Origin of the sequence: Enterobacter sp. J49 (assembly GCF_002148625.1) — a bacterium.
Classification (GTDB): Bacteria; Pseudomonadota; Gammaproteobacteria; order Enterobacterales; family Enterobacteriaceae; genus Enterobacter; species Enterobacter ludwigii.
In genome coordinates this window covers 68,345-89,411 of record NZ_MWPY01000023.1, presented here as the reverse complement: position 1 = coordinate 89,411, position 21,067 = coordinate 68,345, and the positions used below count along the sequence as shown (strand labels likewise).

General features: G+C 54.8%; 21 protein-coding genes. 14 read left to right on the top strand and 7 right to left on the bottom strand.

What is annotated here, in order from left to right; all coding sequences use genetic code 11:
- Positions 1-4: 4 nt before the first annotated feature.
- The gene (locus BJP35_RS05300; RefSeq protein WP_052951135.1) at positions 5-520 is read right to left on the bottom strand and encodes a GNAT family N-acetyltransferase; all 516 of its coding nucleotides are present in this window, start codon (positions 518-520) and stop codon (positions 5-7) included.
- A gap of 129 nt (positions 521-649) precedes the next feature.
- Between BJP35_RS05300 and psiE the strand changes: the two genes are divergently transcribed.
- Entirely contained in the window at positions 650-1,060 is a 411-nt protein-coding gene (psiE, locus tag BJP35_RS05295; protein WP_020882851.1) for a phosphate-starvation-inducible protein PsiE, read from the top strand.
- Positions 1,061-1,156: 96 nt separating this feature from the next.
- On the opposite strand, the gene malG is transcribed toward psiE, so the two are convergent.
- The 3 genes from malG to malE all read right to left on the bottom strand — a co-directional run bounded on the left by malG (position 1,157) and on the right by malE (position 4,863).
- Complete coding sequence (gene malG / locus BJP35_RS05290; RefSeq protein ID WP_014168193.1) at positions 1,157-2,047, bottom strand: maltose ABC transporter permease MalG; 891 nt, start codon at positions 2,045-2,047, stop codon at positions 1,157-1,159.
- 14 nt (positions 2,048-2,061) lie between these two features.
- The gene (gene malF / locus BJP35_RS05285; protein ID WP_020882850.1) at positions 2,062-3,606 is read right to left on the bottom strand and encodes a maltose ABC transporter permease MalF; all 1,545 of its coding nucleotides are present in this window, start codon (positions 3,604-3,606) and stop codon (positions 2,062-2,064) included.
- Positions 3,607-3,672: 66 nt separating this feature from the next.
- Entirely contained in the window at positions 3,673-4,863 is a 1,191-nt protein-coding gene (gene malE / locus BJP35_RS05280; RefSeq protein WP_020882849.1) for a maltose/maltodextrin ABC transporter substrate-binding protein MalE, read from the bottom strand.
- A 372-nt stretch (positions 4,864-5,235) separates the two neighbouring features.
- Here malE and malK point away from each other — a divergent pair, with 372 nt between their 5' ends.
- From malK to ubiA, 5 genes are all read left to right on the top strand, one after another.
- Positions 5,236-6,345, top strand: a complete 1,110-nt coding sequence (malK, locus tag BJP35_RS05275) for a maltose/maltodextrin ABC transporter ATP-binding protein MalK (protein ID WP_086462945.1) — start codon at positions 5,236-5,238, stop codon at positions 6,343-6,345.
- A gap of 42 nt (positions 6,346-6,387) precedes the next feature.
- Positions 6,388-7,698 carry a maltoporin gene (locus BJP35_RS05270; protein WP_020882848.1) on the top strand — a complete coding sequence of 437 codons (1,311 nt, stop codon included), beginning with the start codon at positions 6,388-6,390 and terminating at the stop codon, positions 7,696-7,698.
- 114 nt (positions 7,699-7,812) lie between these two features.
- Complete coding sequence (gene malM / locus BJP35_RS05265; RefSeq protein ID WP_086462944.1) at positions 7,813-8,766, top strand: maltose operon protein MalM; 954 nt, start codon at positions 7,813-7,815, stop codon at positions 8,764-8,766.
- Positions 8,767-8,946: 180 nt separating this feature from the next.
- A complete protein-coding gene (gene ubiC, locus BJP35_RS05260) occupies positions 8,947-9,444 on the top strand; it encodes a chorismate lyase (protein ID WP_014168199.1) in 498 nt (165 codons plus the stop codon).
- A gap of 12 nt (positions 9,445-9,456) precedes the next feature.
- Entirely contained in the window at positions 9,457-10,326 is an 870-nt protein-coding gene (gene ubiA / locus BJP35_RS05255; RefSeq protein ID WP_025206398.1) for a 4-hydroxybenzoate octaprenyltransferase, read from the top strand.
- A gap of 64 nt (positions 10,327-10,390) precedes the next feature.
- On the opposite strand, the gene plsB is transcribed toward ubiA, so the two are convergent.
- Positions 10,391-12,811, bottom strand: a complete 2,421-nt coding sequence (gene plsB, locus BJP35_RS05250; RefSeq protein ID WP_020882845.1) for a glycerol-3-phosphate 1-O-acyltransferase PlsB — start codon at positions 12,809-12,811, stop codon at positions 10,391-10,393.
- A 154-nt stretch (positions 12,812-12,965) separates the two neighbouring features.
- On the opposite strand from plsB, the gene BJP35_RS05245 reads away from it, so the two are divergent.
- From BJP35_RS05245 to BJP35_RS05230, 4 genes are all read left to right on the top strand, one after another.
- Positions 12,966-13,334 (top strand): diacylglycerol kinase, encoded by a 369-nt coding sequence (locus tag BJP35_RS05245; protein ID WP_086462943.1) that lies wholly within the window; start codon positions 12,966-12,968, stop codon positions 13,332-13,334.
- A gap of 108 nt (positions 13,335-13,442) precedes the next feature.
- Positions 13,443-14,051: a transcriptional repressor LexA gene (lexA, locus tag BJP35_RS05240; RefSeq protein ID WP_014168203.1), complete on the top strand. Its 609-nt coding sequence runs from the start codon at positions 13,443-13,445 to the stop codon at positions 14,049-14,051.
- A gap of 63 nt (positions 14,052-14,114) precedes the next feature.
- Positions 14,115-15,452 (top strand): MATE family efflux transporter DinF, encoded by a 1,338-nt coding sequence (gene dinF / locus BJP35_RS05235; protein WP_014168204.1) that lies wholly within the window; start codon positions 14,115-14,117, stop codon positions 15,450-15,452.
- Between the two features lie 119 nt (positions 15,453-15,571).
- Positions 15,572-15,781: a CsbD family protein gene (locus BJP35_RS05230; RefSeq protein WP_014168205.1), complete on the top strand. Its 210-nt coding sequence runs from the start codon at positions 15,572-15,574 to the stop codon at positions 15,779-15,781.
- A gap of 48 nt (positions 15,782-15,829) precedes the next feature.
- Here the strand turns inward: BJP35_RS05230 and zur are convergent, their stop codons facing one another.
- The gene (gene zur / locus BJP35_RS05225; protein ID WP_014168206.1) at positions 15,830-16,342 is read right to left on the bottom strand and encodes a zinc uptake transcriptional repressor Zur; all 513 of its coding nucleotides are present in this window, start codon (positions 16,340-16,342) and stop codon (positions 15,830-15,832) included.
- 115 nt (positions 16,343-16,457) lie between these two features.
- Between zur and BJP35_RS05220 the strand changes: the two genes are divergently transcribed.
- The 4 genes from BJP35_RS05220 to pspG all read left to right on the top strand — a co-directional run bounded on the left by BJP35_RS05220 (position 16,458) and on the right by pspG (position 19,884).
- Complete coding sequence (locus BJP35_RS05220) at positions 16,458-16,946, top strand: cupin domain-containing protein (RefSeq protein WP_086462942.1); 489 nt, start codon at positions 16,458-16,460, stop codon at positions 16,944-16,946.
- 221 nt (positions 16,947-17,167) lie between these two features.
- Positions 17,168-18,427 carry a conjugal transfer protein TraF gene (gene traF, locus BJP35_RS05215; protein WP_153853120.1) on the top strand — a complete coding sequence of 420 codons (1,260 nt, stop codon included), beginning with the start codon at positions 17,168-17,170 and terminating at the stop codon, positions 18,425-18,427.
- A gap of 82 nt (positions 18,428-18,509) precedes the next feature.
- Positions 18,510-19,505, top strand: a complete 996-nt coding sequence (gene dusA / locus BJP35_RS05210) for a tRNA dihydrouridine(20/20a) synthase DusA (protein WP_014168209.1) — start codon at positions 18,510-18,512, stop codon at positions 19,503-19,505.
- A 136-nt stretch (positions 19,506-19,641) separates the two neighbouring features.
- Positions 19,642-19,884, top strand: coding sequence for an envelope stress response protein PspG (pspG, locus tag BJP35_RS05205; RefSeq protein WP_020882842.1), 243 nt, complete (start codon positions 19,642-19,644; stop codon positions 19,882-19,884).
- Positions 19,885-20,069: 185 nt separating this feature from the next.
- Here pspG and BJP35_RS05200 read toward each other — a convergent pair whose 3' ends face one another.
- Positions 20,070-21,053, bottom strand: coding sequence for a quinone oxidoreductase (locus BJP35_RS05200; protein WP_014168211.1), 984 nt, complete (start codon positions 21,051-21,053; stop codon positions 20,070-20,072).
- Positions 21,054-21,067: the final 14 nt, after the last annotated feature.

Here is a 21,067-nt window from a genome sequence, read left to right as displayed (position 1 = left end):
CTCCTTAGACTGGCATCGACATAATATGGAGGGTGCTGGTTTGCGCCGCAGTGACGAAGAGGGTGTCTTTGACATGTTTCAGCCCCTGCGCTTCGTAAAACCGGCGTGCGCGAGGGTTCTTTTCGAGGACTTCCAGCCACAGCAGATTTTCCGAACAGGCTTTTGCCTGGCGAATCACTTCCGCAAGGAGTTGCTCGCCGTAGCGGTGTCCCGTGGCATCCGGCAATAAATAGAGTTTATGCAGGAGCGTCCCCGACAGCCCCTCGGGCTCGATGGTCTGCTGGGTTGAGAATTTTGCGAAACCGACTGGCATTTGTGCGCTGGCAATGAGCCAGTAAGTGCCCGGCTGCATCAGGCTGTCTGCTATCGCCTGCGGTGCGTATTCCTGCTCAAGAAAGGCGGCAAGCTCTGTCTGGCTTTCCCATAGATGCCCAAAGTGATGCCGGTAGCTGGCATACCCCATTTCACTCAGCTGTTTTGCATCATCCACGGTGGCGCGTTGAATGGTTAATTTCATCATCCCTTCGTCGAAATAAGCGTGTCACAGTGCAACATGCCACAGCGCTGAACATAATATAAACAAAAAATATAGATCACCGTCACATTTTTGCGTTATACAGGAACCTCGCCCTGGAGAATGAGGTGCTCTATGACATCCCTGACTCGCCCGCGCGTTGAGTTTATCTCAACAATCCTCCAGACCGTGCTGAACCTCGGTCTGCTGAGCCTTGGCCTGATACTGGTCGTCTTTTTAGGCAAAGAGACGGTGCATCTGGCAGATGTGCTGTTCGCCCCTGAACAAACCAGCAAATATGAGCTGGTGGAAGGCCTGGTGGTCTACTTTCTCTACTTTGAATTTATCGCGCTGATTGTGAAGTATTTCCAGTCAGGCTTTCACTTCCCGCTACGCTATTTTGTTTACATCGGGATCACCGCGATTGTGCGGCTGATCATCGTGGATCATACCTCCCCGCTCGACGTACTGATCTATTCGGCGGCGATCCTGCTGCTGGTGATCACGCTCTGGCTGTGCAATTCGAAACGGCTGAAACGGGAATAAAAAAATGGCGGCCCGGAGGCCGCCTAACAACAGTCACAAGTTGGGTCAATACAATACGTCTAAAGTTGAGGGTTGCAGTGGCATAACAAATGAAACTTAACCTTTCACACCGCCCGCCGTCAGGCCATTCACCAGCCAGCGCTGCGCCAGCAGGAACACGACGGTGATAGGGATGGCGGAAAGTACAGCCGCCGCAGCAAAGTCGCCCCACAAATAGTTCTGCGGATTGAGGTATTGCTGCATACCGACGGCCAGCGTATAGCTGTTTACATCACGCAGTAACAGGGAAGCGACCGGCACTTCGGTGATGGCTGCGATAAACGACAGGATAAAGACCACCGCCAGGATCGGCACCGACAGCGGCAGAAGCACCAGACGGAATGCCTGCCACGGAGTCGCGCCATCCAGCGCCGCCGCTTCTTCCAGCGAGCCGTCGATGGTTTCGAAATACCCTTTGATGGTCCACACATGCAGCGCGATACCGCCAAGATAGGCGAAGATGACGCCACCGTGGGTGTTCAGGCCGATAAACGGCACGTACTGGCCCAGTCGGTCAAACAAGGCATACAACGCCACCAGTGACAGTACCGCCGGGAACATCTGGAAAATCAGCATCCCTTTCAGCAGCGTGGCCTTACCCGGGAAACGCATACGGGCAAAGGCGTAAGCACAGGTCGTGGAGAGTGCGACAATACCAATCGCGGTAATCCCGGCAATTTTCACCGAGTTCCACAGCCATAACAGCACCGGGAACGGCGGTGGCGTGACGCGGCCATCCGCGTGTTCAACGCTGAAGCCCAGCGCTAACTTCCAGTGCTCCCAGGATATTTCATCCGGGATCAGGCTCCCGGTCGCGAAGTTACCGGCACGCAGGGAGATGGCGATGACCATCAGCAGCGGGAACATGATTGCCGCGATAAAAATCAGCAGCCCTAAATGCGTCGCGAAGAGGCGCAGTTTCTGAGATTTGGGTTGGACCATAGACATATTCTGTGCCCTCCTTAGTCGAATTTCATGCGTGTTGCTTTCAGGTTCACAATCGCCAGAGCGCCAACCAGCAGGAAGATCAGGGTGGCAATCGCTGCCGCCAGACCGAAGTCCTGACCGCCGCCGCCTTCGAAGGCGATACGGTAGGTGTAGCTGACGAGCAGGTCGGTATAGCCTGCCGGCGTGGTGGTGCCAAGACGGTCAGGCCCACCGTTGGTCAACAGCTGAATCAGCACGAAGTTGTTAAAGTTGAAGGCAAAGCTGGCAATCATCAGCGGCGTCAGCGGCTTAATGAGCAGCGGCAGCGTAATCTTAAAGAAATTCTGGAACGGACCCGCGCCATCCATTGCCGAGGCTTCGTACAAATCGTCCGGAATCGCCTTCAGCAGGCCCATGCACAGGATCATCATGTACGGATAACCGAGCCAGGTGTTCACGATGATAATCATCGAGCGGGCGGTGATCGGGTCGCTGAACCAGGCCGGTTTGATGCCGAACAGCGCGCTCAGCATCATGTTGATTTCACCGAAGCTCTGGTTAAACAGCCCTTTGAAAATCAGAATCGAGATAAACGACGGGACGGCATACGGCAGAATAAGCAGCACGCGGTAAATGGCTTTCCCTTTCAGAGATTCCCACTGCACCAGACACGCCAGCACCATGCCCACGGCAACGGTCAGGATCACCGTCAGTATGGAGAACACCACGGTCCAGACAAAGATGGCGAAGAACGGTTTCTGGATCCCTTCATCGGTGAAGACGCGGGTGAAGTTGTCCCAGCCTATCGTCACGGTGTAGCCCGGGCTGAGCTTGTCATCACCCCATTTGCCATCAGCCGTAATGGACTGGTAGAAACCAATGTCGTTGTTTGGACGGTACTTCACGCCGCTCTGGTTGTTGGTCAGCGTGCCGTCGTCCGCCAGCGTATAAAGCGGTTGTGTTCCGGAGAACTGGCGCAGTGAACTCATGGTCACTTTGCTTTCGTCCGGCAGTTGGGCGGTAAGCTGCGTCAGTGCCTGACGGTTCTGCGTAATGATGCGCAGGTTAGCGCGTTCGCCTTCCGGCAGGGCCGCAGCCTCTTTTAAGGCCAGCTTCTGCTCGCCGCCAAATTTGAAAGCGTCGGAGACATAATTTTTGCCGGTTTCTTCGTCAGTGAGTGCTAACTTCCACTCGCTGCCCGCAGGATACAGGCCGAAGTTAAAGGTTTTGCCCGCCTGATAAGAGCGGTCCATCAGCACCTGTTGGGCGCGTTCCTGCGCAAGCTGGTTGGTGCTGCTGTAGTTGGTGAACGCGATAGCAATGGTACAAATCAGCGGGAACAGGACAAACAGACCCATCCCGGCCACGCCCGGGTAAACATATCGCCAGGCATAGGCTTTACGGTTGGCGAAAATATACAGGCCAGCAGAGCTTAAAATCAGCGTCATGATGGCGAACAGATATTCCCCTTGTACGTACATTAAAACAACAAGGTAACCCACCAGCAGACACAGCAGACCCATTACAGACCACTTCAGGGCAGAGCTTTGCCACCAGTGTTTCTTTTTAATGACATCCATGGGGTTCTTCCTCTACAACACATTTTGTTCTCCCTCTCTCCGCAGGGGAGAGAGGGGATAAAAGCCTTACTTCGTGATACGACCCTGAGCATCTTTCAGCGCAGCATCAACCGTCTGACGACCGCTTGCTGCGTTGATGACGGCGGTACGGGTGGCGTACCAGAACGCTGCCATTTGTGGGATGTTCGGCATGATTTCGCCTTTCTGGGCGTTATCCATGGTTGCCGCGATACGTGGGTCTTTCGCCAGCTGATCCTGGAAGGATTTCAGCGCAACCGCGCCCAGCGGTTTGTCCTTGTTCACTTCATCCAGACCCTGATCGGTCAGCAGGTAGTTTTCCAGGAACTCTTTCGCCAGCTCTTTGTTCGGGCTGGCAGCGTTAATACCTGCGCTCAGCACGCCAACAAACGGTTTAGACGGCTTGCCTTTAAAGGTTGGCAGCAGGGTTACGCCGTAGTTGATTTTGCTCTTGTCGATGTTGGTCCAGGCCCACGGACCGTTGATGGTCATCGCGGTTTCGCCTTTGTTGAACGCCGCTTCTGCGATGGAGTAGTCGGTATCCGCGTTCATGTGTTTGTTCTTAATGAGGTCAACCAGGAAGGTCAGGCCTGCTTTCGCGCCAGCGTTGTCCACGCCCACGTCTTTCACGTCATATTTGCCGTTTTCAAATTTGAACGCGTAACCGCCGTCGGCAGCAATCAGCGGCCAGGTGAAGTACGGTTCCTGCAGGTTGAACATCAGCGCGCTCTTACCTTTCGCCTTCAGCTCTTTATCCAGTTTCGGGATCTCTTCCCAGGTTTTCGGTGGGTTGGGTACCAGGTCTTTGTTGTAAATCAGAGACAGTGCTTCTACCGCGATTGGGTAAGCGATGATCTTGCCGTTATAGCGAACGGCATCCCAGGTGAACGGGTACAGTTTGTCCTGGAAAGCTTTGTCTGGCGTCACTTCAGCCAGCAGACCCGACTGCGCGTAGCCACCGAAACGGTCATGTGCCCAGAAGATGATGTCCGGACCGTCACCCGTTGCAGCCACCTGCGGGAATTTCTCTTCCAGTTTGTCCGGGTGTTCAATGGTAACTTTGATACCGGTGTCTTTCTCGAATTTCTTGCCCACTTCGGCCAGGCCGTTATAGCCTTTATCGCCGTTAATCCAGATAACCAGCTTACCTTCTTCAATTTTGGCGAGAGCCGGTGCGGAAATCATCATTGCTGCAAGGGCGGACAATGCGAAAACGCGTGCGCCAGTCTTGATCTTCATATCTGCCATCCTTTTTTGGTGATGTGCTCGTGGATACACTGAGGTGGTTCAACGTGACTCAGTCTCCTTATTTGACATCCTCTTTCCATCCTCCCAACCCCTACGCCCCACCCCCCGTTTGTGTGATCTCCGTTACATAAATTTAAGTTATGAGTGCTGGCGCACATAAAAACACAGTGAATTTTGCAGGTGGCTTCACGAATTTCGCCTCAGCCCTCCAGCGGCGGTCGCAGAGCCTGCTCTCTCATCCTCCCGCCTCCTCCCCCATAAAAAAGCCGGGGGGTGGAGGATTCACGAAAGTAATGGATACCCCATAGTGAACTTATCTTGAATGTTTCTGTCGGTGACAGGTTGTAACGAAGGGAGAAGGGCATGGCGAGCGTACAGCTGCGTAATGTAACGAAAGCCTGGGGTGACGTTGTGGTGTCGAAAGACATCAATCTGGACATCCACGATGGTGAATTCGTGGTATTTGTCGGCCCATCTGGCTGCGGTAAATCAACTCTGCTGCGTATGATTGCCGGTCTTGAAACCATCACCAGCGGCGATTTGCTGATTGGTGATACCCGAATGAATGACATTCCGCCTGCCGAACGTGGCGTCGGCATGGTTTTCCAGTCTTATGCACTCTATCCCCACCTTTCCGTAGCCGAGAACATGTCCTTCGGTCTGAAGCTGGCGGGCGCGAAAAAAGAGGTGATTAACCAGCGCGTCACGCAGGTGGCGGAAGTGTTACAGCTGGCACACCTGCTTGAGCGTAAACCAAAAGCCCTTTCCGGTGGTCAGCGTCAGCGTGTGGCAATTGGCCGTACGCTGGTCGCCGAACCGCGCGTGTTCCTGCTCGATGAACCGCTTTCTAACCTGGATGCCGCCCTGCGCGTCCAGATGCGTATCGAAATCTCCCGTCTGCACAAACGTCTTGGCCGCACGATGATTTACGTCACCCACGATCAGGTCGAAGCGATGACGCTGGCCGACAAAATTGTGGTGCTGGACGCCGGTCGCGTGGCGCAGGTGGGTAAACCGCTGGAGCTTTATCACTACCCGGCAGACCGCTTTGTTGCGGGCTTTATTGGCTCGCCAAAGATGAACTTCCTGCCCGTAAAAGTGACCGCGACAGCCATTGAACAGGTACAGGTGGAGCTGCCAAACCGTCAGCAAGTGTGGCTGCCGGTCGACAGCGCCAACGTACAGGTGGGGGCCAATATGTCCCTCGGTATTCGTCCTGAGCATTTACTGCCGAGCCACATCGCCGATGTGACGCTGGAAGGTGACGTTCAGGTCGTCGAACAACTTGGTCACGAAACACAGATTCATATCCAGATCCCCGCCATCCGTCAGAACCTGGTCTACCGCCAGAATGACGTGGTGTTGGTAGAAGAGGGTGCCACATTCGCTATCGGTTTGCCGCCAGAGCGTTGCCATCTGTTCCGTGAGGATGGCACCGCATGTCGTCGGTTGCACAAAGAGCCAGGCGTTTAAGCATTCCAATTACAAAGAAAAGCAATGATCTCAGGAGATAGAATGATGATTACTCTGCGCAAACTTCCTCTGGCAATCGCCGTGACGGCAGGCATTTTGTCTGCACACGCGGGTGCCGTGGACTTTAAAGGTTATGCTCGTTCTGGCATAGGCTGGACCGGGAGTGGCGGTGAACAACAATGTTTCCAGGCAACCGGTGCACAAAGTAAATACCGTCTCGGTAACGAATGTGAAACCTACGCCGAATTGAAACTGGGTCAGGAAGTGTGGAAAGAGGGCGATAAGAGCTTCTATTTCGACACTAACGTTGCGTATTCCGTTTCTCAGCAGAATGACTGGGAATCCACCAGCCCGGCCTTCCGTGAAGCAAACGTGCAGGGTAAAAACCTGATTGAATGGCTGCCAGGCTCCACCATCTGGGCCGGTAAGCGTTTCTATCAGCGTCATGACGTCCACATGATCGACTTCTACTACTGGGATATCTCTGGTCCTGGTGCGGGTATCGAAAACATCGATCTGGGCTTCGGTAAACTGTCTCTGGCCGCGACCCGTTCTTCTGAGTCCGGCGGTTCTGCAACCTTCGCCGATCGTGATGCGAACGGCGACCGTATTTATGACAACGTAGTACCAAACGATGTCTTCGACGTCCGTCTGGCCGGCCTGGAAACCAACCCGGGTGGTACACTGGAACTGGGTGTTGACTATGGTCACACCAACATTCCTGACGATTACTATCTGCAGCCTGGCGCCTCTAAAGATGGCTGGCTGTTCACCGCTGAACACACCCAGAGCATGTTGAAAGGCTTCAACAAGTTCGTGCTGCAGTACGGTACGGACTCTATGACCTCTAACGGCAAAGGTATTCCGCAGGGCGGTAGCATTGATAACGACGGTTCCATGTGGCGGGTGCTGGACCACGGTGCAATCACCCTGGCAGACCGTTGGGACCTGATGTACGTCGGTATGTACCAGAATATCGATCGTGACAACAACAATGGTACAGAGTGGTGGACTGTCGGCGTGCGTCCAATGTTCAAATGGACGCCAATCATGAGCACCCTGCTTGAAGTGGGCTACGACAACGTTAAGTCTCAGAAAACTGACGAGAAAAACAGCCAATACAAAATCACCCTGGCACAGCAATGGCAGGCAGGCGACAGCATCTGGTCTCGCCCGGCTATCCGTGTCTTCGCAACCTACGCGAAGTGGGATGAGAAATGGGGCTATGCGAACAACGACTCAGGCGCAGGTTACACCTCTGGCGTAGCGTATAGCGACACTTCCGCGAAAACCTTCAGCCGTGGCGACTCCGACGAGTGGACCTTCGGTGCCCAGATGGAAATCTGGTGGTAATTCGGTAGACCTGACGTAATGACCTAAAAAGAGGGGCGCAAGCCCCTCTATCCTTAGGGTGCTGCGCGCTATTGCCTGGCCACCGCAGTGCTCACGCTATCAGAGGTAATAACAATGAAAATGAAGAAAAGTCTCGTCGCGCTGTGCCTCTCTGCGGGGCTGCTGGCCTGTGTTCCGGCGATCACCTTCGCAGATGTCAATTTCGTGCCACAAAATACCAGCGCTGCGCCTGCCATCCCGGCGGCGGCGCTCCAGCAACTGACCTGGACGCCGGTTGACCAATCCAAAACCCAGTCAACCCAACTTTCTGCGGCAGGCCAACAGCTTAACGTGCCGGGGATTGCCGGTCCGGTTGCCGCTTTCAGCGTCCCGGCCAATATTGGTGAGCTGACCCTGACGCTGACCAGCGAAGTAAGCAAGCAGACCAGCGTATTTGCGCCTAACGTCCTGATTCTGGATCAAAACCTGACGCCATCTGCCTTCTTCCCGAGTGACTATTTTAGCTACCAGGAACCTGGCGTCATGAGCGCTGACCGCCTCGAAGGCAAAATGCGCCTGACGCCTGCTCTGGGACAGCAGAAGATTTATGTCCTGGTCTTCACCACGGACAAAGATTTGCAGCAGACCACTAAGCTCACCGACCCGGCAAAAGCCTATGCCAAAGGAACCGGTAACTCTGTTCCGGATATCCCGGATCCGTTAGCGCGTCATGTCACCGACGGGTTGCTGAAGCTGAAAGTCTCAACAAACAGTGCTTCCAGCGTACTGGTTGGCCCTCTGTTTGGTTCATCCGGTACAGGCCCGGTCACGGTGGGGAACACTGCTGCGCCTGTGTATGCCGCACCCGTTGCTACGGCGGCGGCTCCGGCTGCAACCGCAGCCCCAGCTCCGGCGAAGAAAGCCGAGCCGGTACTGAACGACACCGAAGAATACTTCAATAACGCCATTAAGCAGGCGGTGAAGCGCGGCGATGTCGACAAAGCGCTGAAACTGCTTGATGAAGCCGAACGTTTAGGTTCAACCACTGCCCGTTCCACCTTTATCAGCAGTGTAAAAGGCAAGGGGTAACCGTTTCCCCACAGTGCTGATTTGTTAGTAGTTTAGTGCGCCTGAGTGGGCGCACTTTTTTTGGTGTCACACGGGCTGTTGCGCTCTTGTTGCGATCGTGATCGTTAAATAACGTTTGGCCCCCCTCAATCCGCTTTTCTGCGATACAATGCCATTACGTTATGTATCGGAGAGTCTGGCATGTCACACCCCGCGCTAACGCAACTGCGTGCGCTGCGCTATTTCGACCAAATACCTGCGCTTGACCCGGAGCAACTGGACTGGCTGCTGCTGGAAGATTCCATGACTAAACGTTTCGAGCAGCAGGGCAAAACCGTTACGGTGACCCTGGTTCAGGAAGGGTTTGTCTCTTGCGCTGAGATCGCCTCTGAGCTGCCGCTGTTGCCGCAGGAAGAACGCTACTGGCTGCGCGAAATTTTACTCTGTGCAGACGGTGAGCCATGGCTTGCCGGACGAACGGTCGTTCCCGAGTCCACCCTTTCCGGGCCAGAGCTGGCGCTACAACGGCTGGGGAATACGCCGCTGGGGCGCTATCTTTTCACGTCATCCGAGCTTACCCGGGATTTTATTGAGATTGGTCGCGATGCCGAACTGTGGGGGCGTCGTTCCCGCCTTCGCCTGAGCGGTAAACCGTTAATACTGACGGAGCTTTTTTTACCGGCATCGCCGTTGTACTAAGAGGAAGAAAAAATGGAGTGGAGCCTGACGCAGAATAAGCTGTTGGCTTATCACCGCTTGATGCGTACAGATAAACCCATCGGCGCGCTGTTGCTGCTGTGGCCGACCCTATGGGCGCTATGGGTAGCAACACCAGGGGTACCGCCGCTGTGGATCCTGGGGGTGTTCATTGCAGGCGTCTGGCTGATGCGTGCGGCGGGCTGCGTGGTCAATGACTATGCAGATCGTAAATTCGACGGGCACGTAAAACGTACGGCCCATCGTCCGTTGCCCAGCGGGCAAGTGACCGAAAAAGAGGCCCGTACGTTGTTTATCGTACTGGTGTTGCTCTCTTTCCTGCTGGTGTTAACCCTGAACACCATGACCATTCTGCTTTCAGTTGCGGCCCTGGCTCTGGCCTGGGTTTATCCGTTCATGAAGCGCTACACCCACCTGCCTCAGGTGGTACTGGGCGCGGCGTTTGGCTGGTCGATCCCGATGGCGTTTGCAGCGGTGAGTGAGTCCGTCCCGTTAAGCTGCTGGCTGATGTTCCTGGCGAACATTCTCTGGGCCGTGGCATACGACACGCAATACGCGATGGTAGACCGCGACGATGACCTGAAGATTGGCATTAAATCGACGGCGATCCTCTTCGGACGTCATGACAAGCTGATCATCGGTATCCTGCAGGTTGCGGTGCTGGCGTTGATGGTGACGATGGGTTACCTGAACGGGCTCAACTGGGCGTTTTACTGGGCCGTGCTGGTGGCGGGAATGCTGTTTGTCTACCAGCAGAAGCTGATTGCGAAACGGGAGCGTGAAGCCTGCTTCAAGGCGTTTATGAATAACAACTATGTCGGTCTGGTGCTGTTTTTAGGGCTGGCGATGAGCTACTTTTCGTAAAAAAACGGCAGCCAGAAGGCTGCCGTTTTTGCTTTCATCACAGGTCATCAGACCGCTGCACGCTTCACTCGCCTTGCGTCGCACTTTCAATCGTTAAACGCACATCAGACGTGATCAGTTCGGCCAGCATCTGGTACACCTTCAGCGTCTCTTCCGGCTCGGCATCGCCCGTATCACTGATAAACCCTTCATCACGCAGCGTCAGCACCAGAGAGCTGAAGACCGCTTTGTCGAAGAATTCCGGGGCGTTAATCCCGTGCAGAACAGACAGGCGCTGTGCCAGCGTCCGGCTCTCTTTCTCGAGCGTACCGCGGTTAATGGACGGATTCGCGCTCAGCAACCAGAAGGTGATGGCGTAGCGCTGCAGCGTTTCACGCGCGCCCGCCGCCAGCAGTTGCAGGGTACGGGACCGTGACGGATTGATATGCAGCTCGTCGTTCGTGACGGTAATCAGCCCCTGACGACGCAGCTCTTCGGTCAGTTTATCCAGCTCAGTCGCCAGTTCGTCCTTGTCCCAGCGCAGGAACAGCTCCGCTTTCAGCATTGGATAGAGCGTTTCAACATGACGCAACAGCTCCTGACGCGAGATGCGACGATGCTGGGTGATGATGGCCGCCATGAGCGAGGGCAGCATCAGCATATGCGCGATGTTGTTGCGATAGTAAGTCATCAGCACCGCCTGCTCACGCGGGAGAATGATGATGTCGCCGATGGTGTCCTTTTCGACTTCAAACTTGTTCATCTGCAGGGCATGCTCGATAAGCTCGCTTGCCGTGCTTACCGGTACGGTCGAATCCACCGAGTACGGCACGTTGCGCATCATATCCAGATAGCAATCCAGCTGCTCCGTAAGCTGTTCACGGGTCAGTGAACGCTGACGAGAGGCCAGAAGCGCCGTACAGCACAGGTTCATGGCGTTTGCCGCACCGGCGTTGTTAATACGCACCATCAGTTCAGAGGCGATGCTGTTGACCGTAGGCGTCAGCCAGGCCGGGCGAATCGCTTCGATAGGATCGATAGACTCGCGCCACTCCGGAACATGGTTGTTCAGGTAGGTCATCAGCGGCATCGGCTCGCCAAAGTTGACGTAGCCCTGGCCAAGGTTGCGTAACTTGCTCAGGCCGCGCAGCATCTGCGGCAGGCTCTCTTTCTCTTTGGTCGCACCGCGCAGCTCTTTGGCGTAGGTGCCCACTTCCATCACGTGCTCGTAGCCAATGTAGATGGGTACCAGCGTGATCGGGCGGGTTCCCCCGCGCAGCATCGCCTGAATGGTCATCGACAGCGTGCCGGTTTTAGGATCGAGCAGACGACCGGTACGGGAGCGACCCCCTTCCACGAAGTATTCAACGGAATAACCGCGGCTGAACAGCTCGCCAAGATATTCACGGAATACGGTGGAGTAGAGCTTGTTGCCCTTAAAGGTACGACGAATAAAGAACGCCCCCAGGCGACGGAAAATCGGGCCGGCTGGCCAGAAGTTCAGGTTAATGCCGGCAGCGATGTGCGGCGGTACCAGACCCTGGTGATAGAGCACATAGGAGAGGAGCAGATAGTCCATGTGGCTGCGGTGGCAGGGGACATAGACAATCTCATGGCCATCATGGGCCAGCTGGCGTACGCGCTCGGCGTTATGAACGTTGATTCCCTGATAGAGGCGGTTCCACGTAAAGCCCAGAATACGATCGGAAAGACGAATCATCTCGTAAGAGAAGTTCGCGGCAATCTCTTCCATCAGCGCAATAGCGTTCTGCTGTGCTTTCTCATGGGAAATCTTTTTGCTGCGCGCTTCGTCTTCAACGGCTCTGGCAATCGCTTTGGAGGCCAGCAGCTTGTTGAAGAGGTCCTGACGTGCAGGAAGACGCGGGCCGACGGCAGCCAGACGCTGACGGGCGAAGTGCATACGCGCCACGCGCGCCAGTTTCTGCGCGATAATCTTGTCGGTGCCGTGTTCGTCCGCCATACGGCGCAGCGAAACGGACGGGGAGAAACGCACGAAGCTGTCACGTCCCAGCCAGGAGACCGCGAAGAATTTCTGAATGCCGTTAAGCATGCGCAGCGGTGGGTTCTCTTCACCTTTCTCTCTGCCCGGGCGACGACCAAACATCACCGATACCGGCACCATCTGCACATCCAGACCCGGATTGCTGCGGTGCAGGTCGAGATAGTCGTGGAAAAGCTTGATGGACTCTTCCTTTGGCGTGTAATAGGTAAACACGCGCGGCCCGCCGTGAATGAACACATAGCGCGGCAGCAGAGTGCCGTCGACTTCGAGGGGTTCAAGCGGGTCAGGTAAATCATGCGCCAGACACTGGGCGCGAAGCGTCAGTAGGTCTGCCTTCGAGTTATAAGGCAAAACGTACATAATTGGGCGTGACGTATCGAGCCCCAATTCCAGCGCGGGTTCCGCTGGGATAGACTTGCTTTTTACCAGGACGCTTAATGGTAAATTAAGTAATTTGTAGTAAATTCGTGGCCAGCCGGACATAAACGATGTAAAGCCTCTGGTTAATAATGCAATTGCGGCGCAAGGATAACAGAAAGCGCGCAAAATTTCTGTTGTTACCCGTCATACTTCAGGCAGCAGCGAAACACGCTGCGCCTACTGTTACTGACGCTATTTTAATTAAAAGGTTCTTTTAATGGCCAATAATACCACTGGGTTAACCCGAATCATCAAAGCCGCCGGCTATTCATGGAAAGGTTTCCGTGCCGCGTGGGTCAATGAAGCCGCGTTTCGCCAGGAGGGCGTCGCCGCTATCATCGCGGTGATTATCGCCTGTTTCCTTGATGTTGATGCGATTACCCGCGTTTTGTTGATCGGCTCCGTGCTGTTGGTGATGATAGTGGAAATTCTCAATAGCGCTATTGAGGCCGTGGTGGACCGTATCGGCTCTGATTTCCATGAGCTCTCCGGCCGGGCGAAAGACATGGGGTCTGCTGCCGTATTGCTGGCGATTATCACTGCGGTCATCACCTGGGTCATGCTGCTTTGGTCACATTTCCGATAAGCCTCGAGAAATAATTAAGTCCCTGGTTTTTTGTGCAGTTTTTGGTTCCAAAATCGCCTTTGACTGTATATACTCACAGCATAACTGTATATACACCCAGGGGGCGGAATGAAAGCGTTAACGACCAGGCAGCAAGAGGTGTTTGATCTCATCCGGGATCATATCGGCCAGACGGGTATGCCACCCACGCGTGCGGAGATCGCTCAGCGTCTGGGTTTCCGTTCTCCGAATGCTGCCGAAGAACACCTGAAAGCGCTGGCGCGTAAAGGCGTCATTGAGATTGTATCGGGCGCTTCGCGTGGCATCCGTCTGCTGGTGGAAGAAGAGACAGGCATTCCGCTGGTGGGCCGTGTCGCGGCAGGTGAACCTTTGCTGGCACAACAGCATATTGAAGGTCACTACCAGGTTGACCCGGGCATGTTTAAACCGAGCGCAGATTTCCTGCTGCGCGTCAGCGGCATGTCGATGAAAGATATCGGTATTCTGGACGGCGATCTGCTCGCAGTTCATAAAACCCAGGACGTGCGCAACGGGCAAGTTGTGGTCGCGCGTATTGACGATGAAGTTACCGTTAAGCGTCTGAAAAAGCAGGGTAACACCGTCCAGTTACTGCCTGAAAACAACGAGTTCTCCCCGATTGTGGTGGATCTCCGCGAACATAACTTCTCTATTGAAGGGCTGGCTGTTGGGGTTATCCGCAACGGTGAATGGCTGTAATCATGTCATAACAGGCTACGGACCTGCCGTAGCCTGATTCAATCTCCACTGCCGGTATTTTTCATGTCACTGCTGACGACATCAGATAAGGCATTGTGGCGTCTTGCACTGCCAATGATTTTTTCCAACATCACCGTCCCTCTGCTGGGACTGGTAGACACGGCTGTTATTGGTCATCTGGATTCCCCCGTTTATCTGGGCGGCGTCGCGATCGGCGCGACGGCAACCAGCTTCCTTTTTATGCTGCTGCTCTTTTTGCGCATGAGTACCACCGGGCTTACGGCTCAGGCGTACGGCGCAAAAGATCCGTTGCGTCTGGCGCGTGCGCTGGTACAACCTTTGATCCTTGCCCTGGGCGCGGGTGCGCTGATCGTGGTGTTGCGCACGCCACTGATTGATCTGGCGCTGCATGTCGTTGGCGGGAGCGAGGCGGTACTTGAGCAGGCGCGGCGCTTCCTTGAAATTCGCTGGCTCAGCGCGCCTGCATCACTGGCGAACCTGGTTCTGCTTGGCTGGTTACTCGGCGTGCAGTATGCCCGTGCGCCAGTCATTCTGCTGGTGGCAGGTAATCTTCTCAACATCGTGCTTGATGTCTGGCTGGTCATGGGCCTGCATATGAACGTGCAGGGCGCCGCCCTGGCGACGGCAATTGCAGAATACGGTACCTTTTTCATCGGCCTGTGGATGGTCTGGCGCGTGCTGGCCCTGCGCGGTATCTCGCTTGCGATGCTCAAAACCGCGTGGCGCGGTAATATCCGCACGCTGCTGGCGCTTAACCGCGACATTATGCTGCGCTCGTTGCTGCTTCAGCTCTGCTTTGGCGCGCTGACGGTCTTTGGGGCGCGACTTGGGCCGGAGATCGTCGCGGTTAATGCGGTCCTGATGACGCTGCTCACCTTTACCGCGTATGCGCTGGATGGCTTTGCCTATGCCGTTGAAGCCCATTCCGGGCAAGCGTATGGTGCACGCGAAAGCGGCCAGCTCCGCGAGGTGTGGCGGGCCGCCTGTCGTCAGTCAGGCCTGGTGGCGCTGGCGTTTGCACTCATTTACGCCTGTCTGGGTGAACAGATCGTTGCCTTACTCACCTCCCTCCCATCGCTGCGCGAACTGGCGAGTCACTATCTCTTCTGGCAGGCAATCTTACCGGTGGTGGGCGTGTGGTGTTATCTGCTGGACGGCATGTTTATTGGCGCGACGCGAGGTGCGGAGATGCGCAATAGCATGGCGGTCGCTGCGGCGGGATTTGGTCTGACGTTGCTGACGCTGCCGTATCTGGGCAACCACGGTTTGTGGCTGGCTCTGGCGGTTTTCCTCGCGTTACGTGGCCTGTCGCTGGCCTTTATCTGGCATCGTCACTGGCGAAATAACACTTGGCTGCCTTCCCGCCACGATATATCGTGACGGTTAAAGATTCCGAATATAAAAACAACTGCCGGATCCTTAACTACAATAATAATCACGTCCAGCAGAAAAGAACGAAGCGGACGAAACTTACAGACGCTTAACACGAGGACACGATTATGAATAAAGACGAAATCGGCGGCAACTGGAAGCAGTTCAAAGGTAAAGCGAAAGAACAGTGGGGTAAGCTGACGGATGATGATATGACCATCATCGAAGGTAAACGCGATCAGCTGGTGGGTAAAATTCAGGAACGTTACGGCTACGAGAAAGATCGTGCTGAAAACGAAGTGAAAGACTGGGAAACCCGTAACGATTATCGCTGGTAATCCTTTACTCCCCCTGAGGGCGGCTTCGGGCCGCCTTTTCTTTTGCCGTTAACGCGGCTTTTTCTTCACCAGTACAGAATGGTCGTGCTGGCACTCATCCTGGTGACGACAGGCTTCTACCTCTACGCAGGCTGAGCACAGGCCGTGCGCTTCAATCACGTTATGACGCAACGCAAAGCCCATTTTGGCTGCCAGCGTATGCATAATATCTTCAACGCCTTCCGCACCTTCTTCCTTCACGCTGCCGCAGCGATCGCAGATAAACATGGCCGACGTATGGGTTGGCTGATCGAACAGATGGCACAGCACATAGCTGTTTGTCGATTCAACTTTATGCACAAAGCCCTGTTCCAGCAGGAAATCCAGCGCGCGGTACACCGTTGGCGGTTTAGCCTGTGGCTCGCTTTCGCGCAGCAGATCAAGCAGATCGTACGCGCTGATCGCGCCCTGCTGCAGGCTCATCAAACGTAATACTTCAAGGCGCTGCGGAGTCAGGCGCACATTGCGTTGCACGCACAGCTTTTCTGCCTGCGCTAACAGCTCTTTTGTGGACTTATCCATTTAGCACCCCGGATGTTATAGGCTGGAAAACCCCCACTTTATCATGTTCTGCTAAAAACACCGAGATCCGCCAGGCTGTGCTATACCTGACGCAACGCAATCCGGGGAATAAACGATGAAAAGACCTGACTGTATTCGACACTGGCGCGACGTAGAAGGCGCAGATGACTCAACCTATCCCGACAGTAGTGAACGTTTTTCCATTGGCGCACCGCTGGCGCGTAAGCTCGGCCTTGGACGCATTGGTATACACCATGAGCGCTTACCGCCAGGCCGACGGACCTCTTATCCTCATGCTGAAAGCGACGAAGAAGAGTTTATCTACGTGCTTGAAGGCTACCCTGAAGCCTGGATTAACGGATATTTATGGAAACTTGAACCTGGCGACAGCGTGGGCTTTCCCGCCGGAACCGGGGTCTGTCATACCTTCATCAACAACACCAACGAAGAGGTACGGCTCCTGGTGGTGGGTGAGGCCAACAAGAAGCATAACCGTATCTATTATCCGCTTAATCCGGAGTACGCCGCCACGCGCGAAGATCGCTGGGTAGACCACCCTCCTCAGTTTTTCGGACCGCACGATGGAAAACCTGGGAAAAAATAATTTCCTCTTCTATAAATATTGAGGGCCGTCACAAATAACAACAGGCCTGGCGGGAATTTAACTTAAGGAAATAGCGGGTCTTTTTGCACTTATTCACAGCAATAGTTCGTTCCTGTTTGGGAGATAACAGACAGGGGTTATTTAATAACAGACTATAAGACGAGCATACTGTGAAAAAACATTTTAAATTTTCGGTGGTTAGCATCGCTGTCTCCTTGTTTATGGCAAATCAGGCGGGAGCAGCCAATACCTGGACAGAATCACGTAGCGACGCCATGGGGGGCACGGGTGTCGCGGCCGGAAACTATGGCAGCGGGGCGTTAATCAACCCTGCGCTACTGGCGAAGGCGAAACCGGACGACGATGTGACGGTCATTTTACCGTCCGCTGGCGTGCAGGTGACCGATGAAGACAATCTTCAGGATGAGATTGATACCATCAATGATAAAATCAACCATTACAAAGACGTGGTTGATAACCTTACACCGATTGAGATCATTACCAACCCGTTAGGTTCCATCAACCAGTTCCAGGGCGCGGCGAAAGATCTCGCCGATGAGCTGGACTATCTTAAGGGCAAAACGGCACGCGCCACGGCGGGTGCGGGGATAGCCGTCAGTATTCCTAACGATGTCCTTTCCGTGGCCTTTATGGCTAAAGGCTATGCCCACGGACGCGTCAGTTCTTCTATTGATCAGCAAGATATTGATTACCTGCGCGGTATTCAACGCAGCGATGCGGTGGCTGCCGGCGTTGCACTGGACGCTGCGCTGAACGGCACCGATCAAATCACGAAAAACCTCAACTCAACGGCGTCTGGCCGGGCGGCAATTGTCTCCGACTATGGTATCGCGGTGGCGCGTCAGTTCGAGCTTGGCGGTGTTCCGGTGTCTGTTGGCGTCACTCCAAAACTGCAAAAGACCTGGGTCTATAACTACACCACCTCCATTTACGATTATGACAGCAACAAGTGGAATGACAGCCGCTACCGTACTGACGACACCGGCTTTAACGTTGATGCCGGTATCGCGGCCGATTTTGGTGAGCACTGGACGGTCGGCGTGAGCGGGCAAAACCTGATGTCACGCGATATCGACACCAAAGACATTCGTATCCGCAACGGGCGCACGGGGGAGGTGGTGAGCTATAAAGACACCTACCAGATCCGCCCTCTGGTTACCGCGGGTGCCGCCTGGCATAACGATCTGGTGACGTTAACCGCCGATGGCGATCTGACGGAAACCAAAGGCTTCAAAAGCGAAGACACTTCTCAGTATGTTGGCGTAGGCGCCGAAGTGACGCCGCTGAACTGGCTGGCGGTGCGTGCGGGTTTCCGTGCTGACATGAAAGGTAATGACAGCAATGTCTTCACAGGCGGTGTCGGTTTTGCACCGTTTAACACGGTCCATGTCGACCTGATGGGCCTGTATGGTGAAGACGAGACCTGGGGCGCAGGCGCCCAGCTGAGCATGACCTTCTAAAGTGCACCGGAGGCGCTGCGCCTCCGGCTTTTCTTTGTGCTATAGTAGCGCCCCCTTTTCACCAGATGCTTAAAACTTCGCCATGTCGTCAGAATTACAGACTGCTTTCCCTGCACACCGTTTCTCCATTGCGCCGATGCTCGACTGGACGGACAGACACTGTCGCTACTTCCTGCGTCAGCTCTCCCGCCATACGTTGCTGTACACTGAAATGGTGACCACCGGAGCAATTATTCACGGAAAGGGCGACTATCTGGCCTACAGCGAAGAAGAGCATCCGGTTGCGCTGCAGCTTGGCGGTAGCGATCCCGCTGCGCTGGCGCAGTGTGCGAAGCTTGCAGAAGCGCGCGGCTATGACGAGATTAACCTTAACGTTGGCTGTCCGTCTGATCGTGTGCAGAACGGCATGTTCGGCGCGTGTCTGATGGGCAATGCATCCCTGGTGGCAGACTGCATCAAGGCGATGCGCGATGTGGTTTCCATTCCGGTGACGGTCAAGACCCGTATCGGCATTGACGACCAGGACAGCTACGAATTTCTCTGCGATTTTATCAATACGGTCTCCGGGAAAGGCGAGTGCGAGATGTTTATCATCCATGCGCGTAAAGCCTGGCTCTCCGGACTTAGCCCGAAAGAGAACCGTGAAATCCCGCCGCTGGACTACCCGCGCGTGTACCAGCTAAAACGTGACTTCCCGCAGCTCACGATGTCGATCAACGGCGGCATTAAATCGCTGGAAGAGGCCAAAACACACCTGGAGCATATGGATGGCGTAATGGTCGGGCGCGAGGCGTATCAAAATCCAGGCATTCTGGCGACGGTCGACAGGGAAATCTTTGGCGTTGAAGGCGCAGATACCGACCCGGTGGCCGTGGTACGCGCCATGTATCCCTACATTGAGCGTGAGCTGAGTAACGGGACGTACCTTGGTCATATCACCCGTCATATGCTGGGCCTGTTCCAGGGGATCCCGGGAGCACGCCAGTGGCGTCGCTACCTTAGCGAGAACGCGCATAAAGCCGGTGCAGACATCGAGGTGCTGGAACACGCGCTACGTCTGGTCGCTGATAAGCGATAATTTTCGCTAAAAGATCGTCAAATTCACCACGCCTCGCACGCCCGTGCGGGGCGTTTTGCTTTAAGAACAGCGGGTTATGGTTGGCATGATTCTTGTAATGATCGCGGTATCATTTGGGAACGCGTGGGAGAGCACCATGTTAGAACTACTTTTTGTGATTGGCTTTTTTGTCATGCTGATGATGACGGGGATTTCCCTGCTCGGGATTCTGGCGGCTATCGTCGTGGCGACGGTGGTCATGTTTATCGGGGGATTATTTGCCCTGACGCTGAAGCTCCTGCCGTGGCTGTTGCTGGCCATTGCCGTGGTGTGGGTGATACGGGCGATTAAATCACCAAAACTGCCCACTTATCAGCGCAATAACCGTTTTCGTTACTAAGGTATTGAGGTGTTCGTCACATACCTGCAACTTTTCCGGCAGCATTGCTTAGAACAGAATAGGATTTACTTATCGAATCTGTCACTATGACTGCCGCTAAACAATTCATCGAGCTGTACCCTACATACAGCCGAACTAAAAAAAAGAAAGGGCTTCCCATGGGAAGCCCAATTTCTTTTTAGGGGTCAGGGAATTAACAGACTTGAACCCTGTGTTGCTCTGCTCTCCAGCACCTCATGTGCTCGCCTGGCATCGGTTAGTGCGTATTTCTGCGCCTCCGCCACATCCACTTTAATCACGCCGCTGGCGATCAGCGAAAAGAGCTCGTTGCTGGCCTCGATCAGCTCTTCCCGGTTAGTGATATACCCCTGCAGGGAAGGGCGAGTCACATACAGCGACCCTTTCTGGTTGAGAATGCCAAGATTAATGCCGGTCACGGCGCCCGAGGCGTTGCCGAAGCTCACCATCAGCCCGCGACGCTGCAGACAATCCAGCGACGCCTCCCAGGTATCTTTACCCACCGAGTCATAAACCACGCGCACCTTTTTGCCGTTGGTTATCTCTTTGAGGCGCTCAGCAATGCTCTCTTCACGGTAGTTAATCACCTGCCAGGCGCCGGCCTGAAGCGCGCGCTGGGCTTTTTGTGCACTGCCCACCGTGCCGATAAGTTTTGCACCGAGCGCTTTGGCCCACTGACAGGCGATCAGCCCCACGCCGCCCGCTGCGGCATGAAACAGGAACTGCTCGTCAGGTTTGATCTCATAGGTTTTGCGCAGCAGATAATAGACCGTGAGTCCTTTCAGGAAAGAGGCGGCCGCTTGTTCAAACGAGATGGCATTTGGCAGAAGGGCGGCTTTATCGGCCGGCACGTTGTGCACGGAGCTGTAGGCACCCAGCGCGGATTGCGCGTACACCACGCGATCGCCCTCTTTAATATGCTTAACGGCACTGCCCACTTTGAGCACGACGCCTGCCGCTTCCGTTCCCAGTCCGCTTGGCATGGAGGGAGGCGGATAGAGACCGCCGCGAATATACGTGTCGATGTAGTTAATGCCGATGGCTTTGTTTTCAACCTGAACTTCGTTTTCACCAGGCGCTGCGGGGGTAAACTCCACCGCGTTTAACACTTCTGGCCCACCATGTTTCTGGAATTCAATGCGCGTTGCCATGCTCCCTCCGTCAG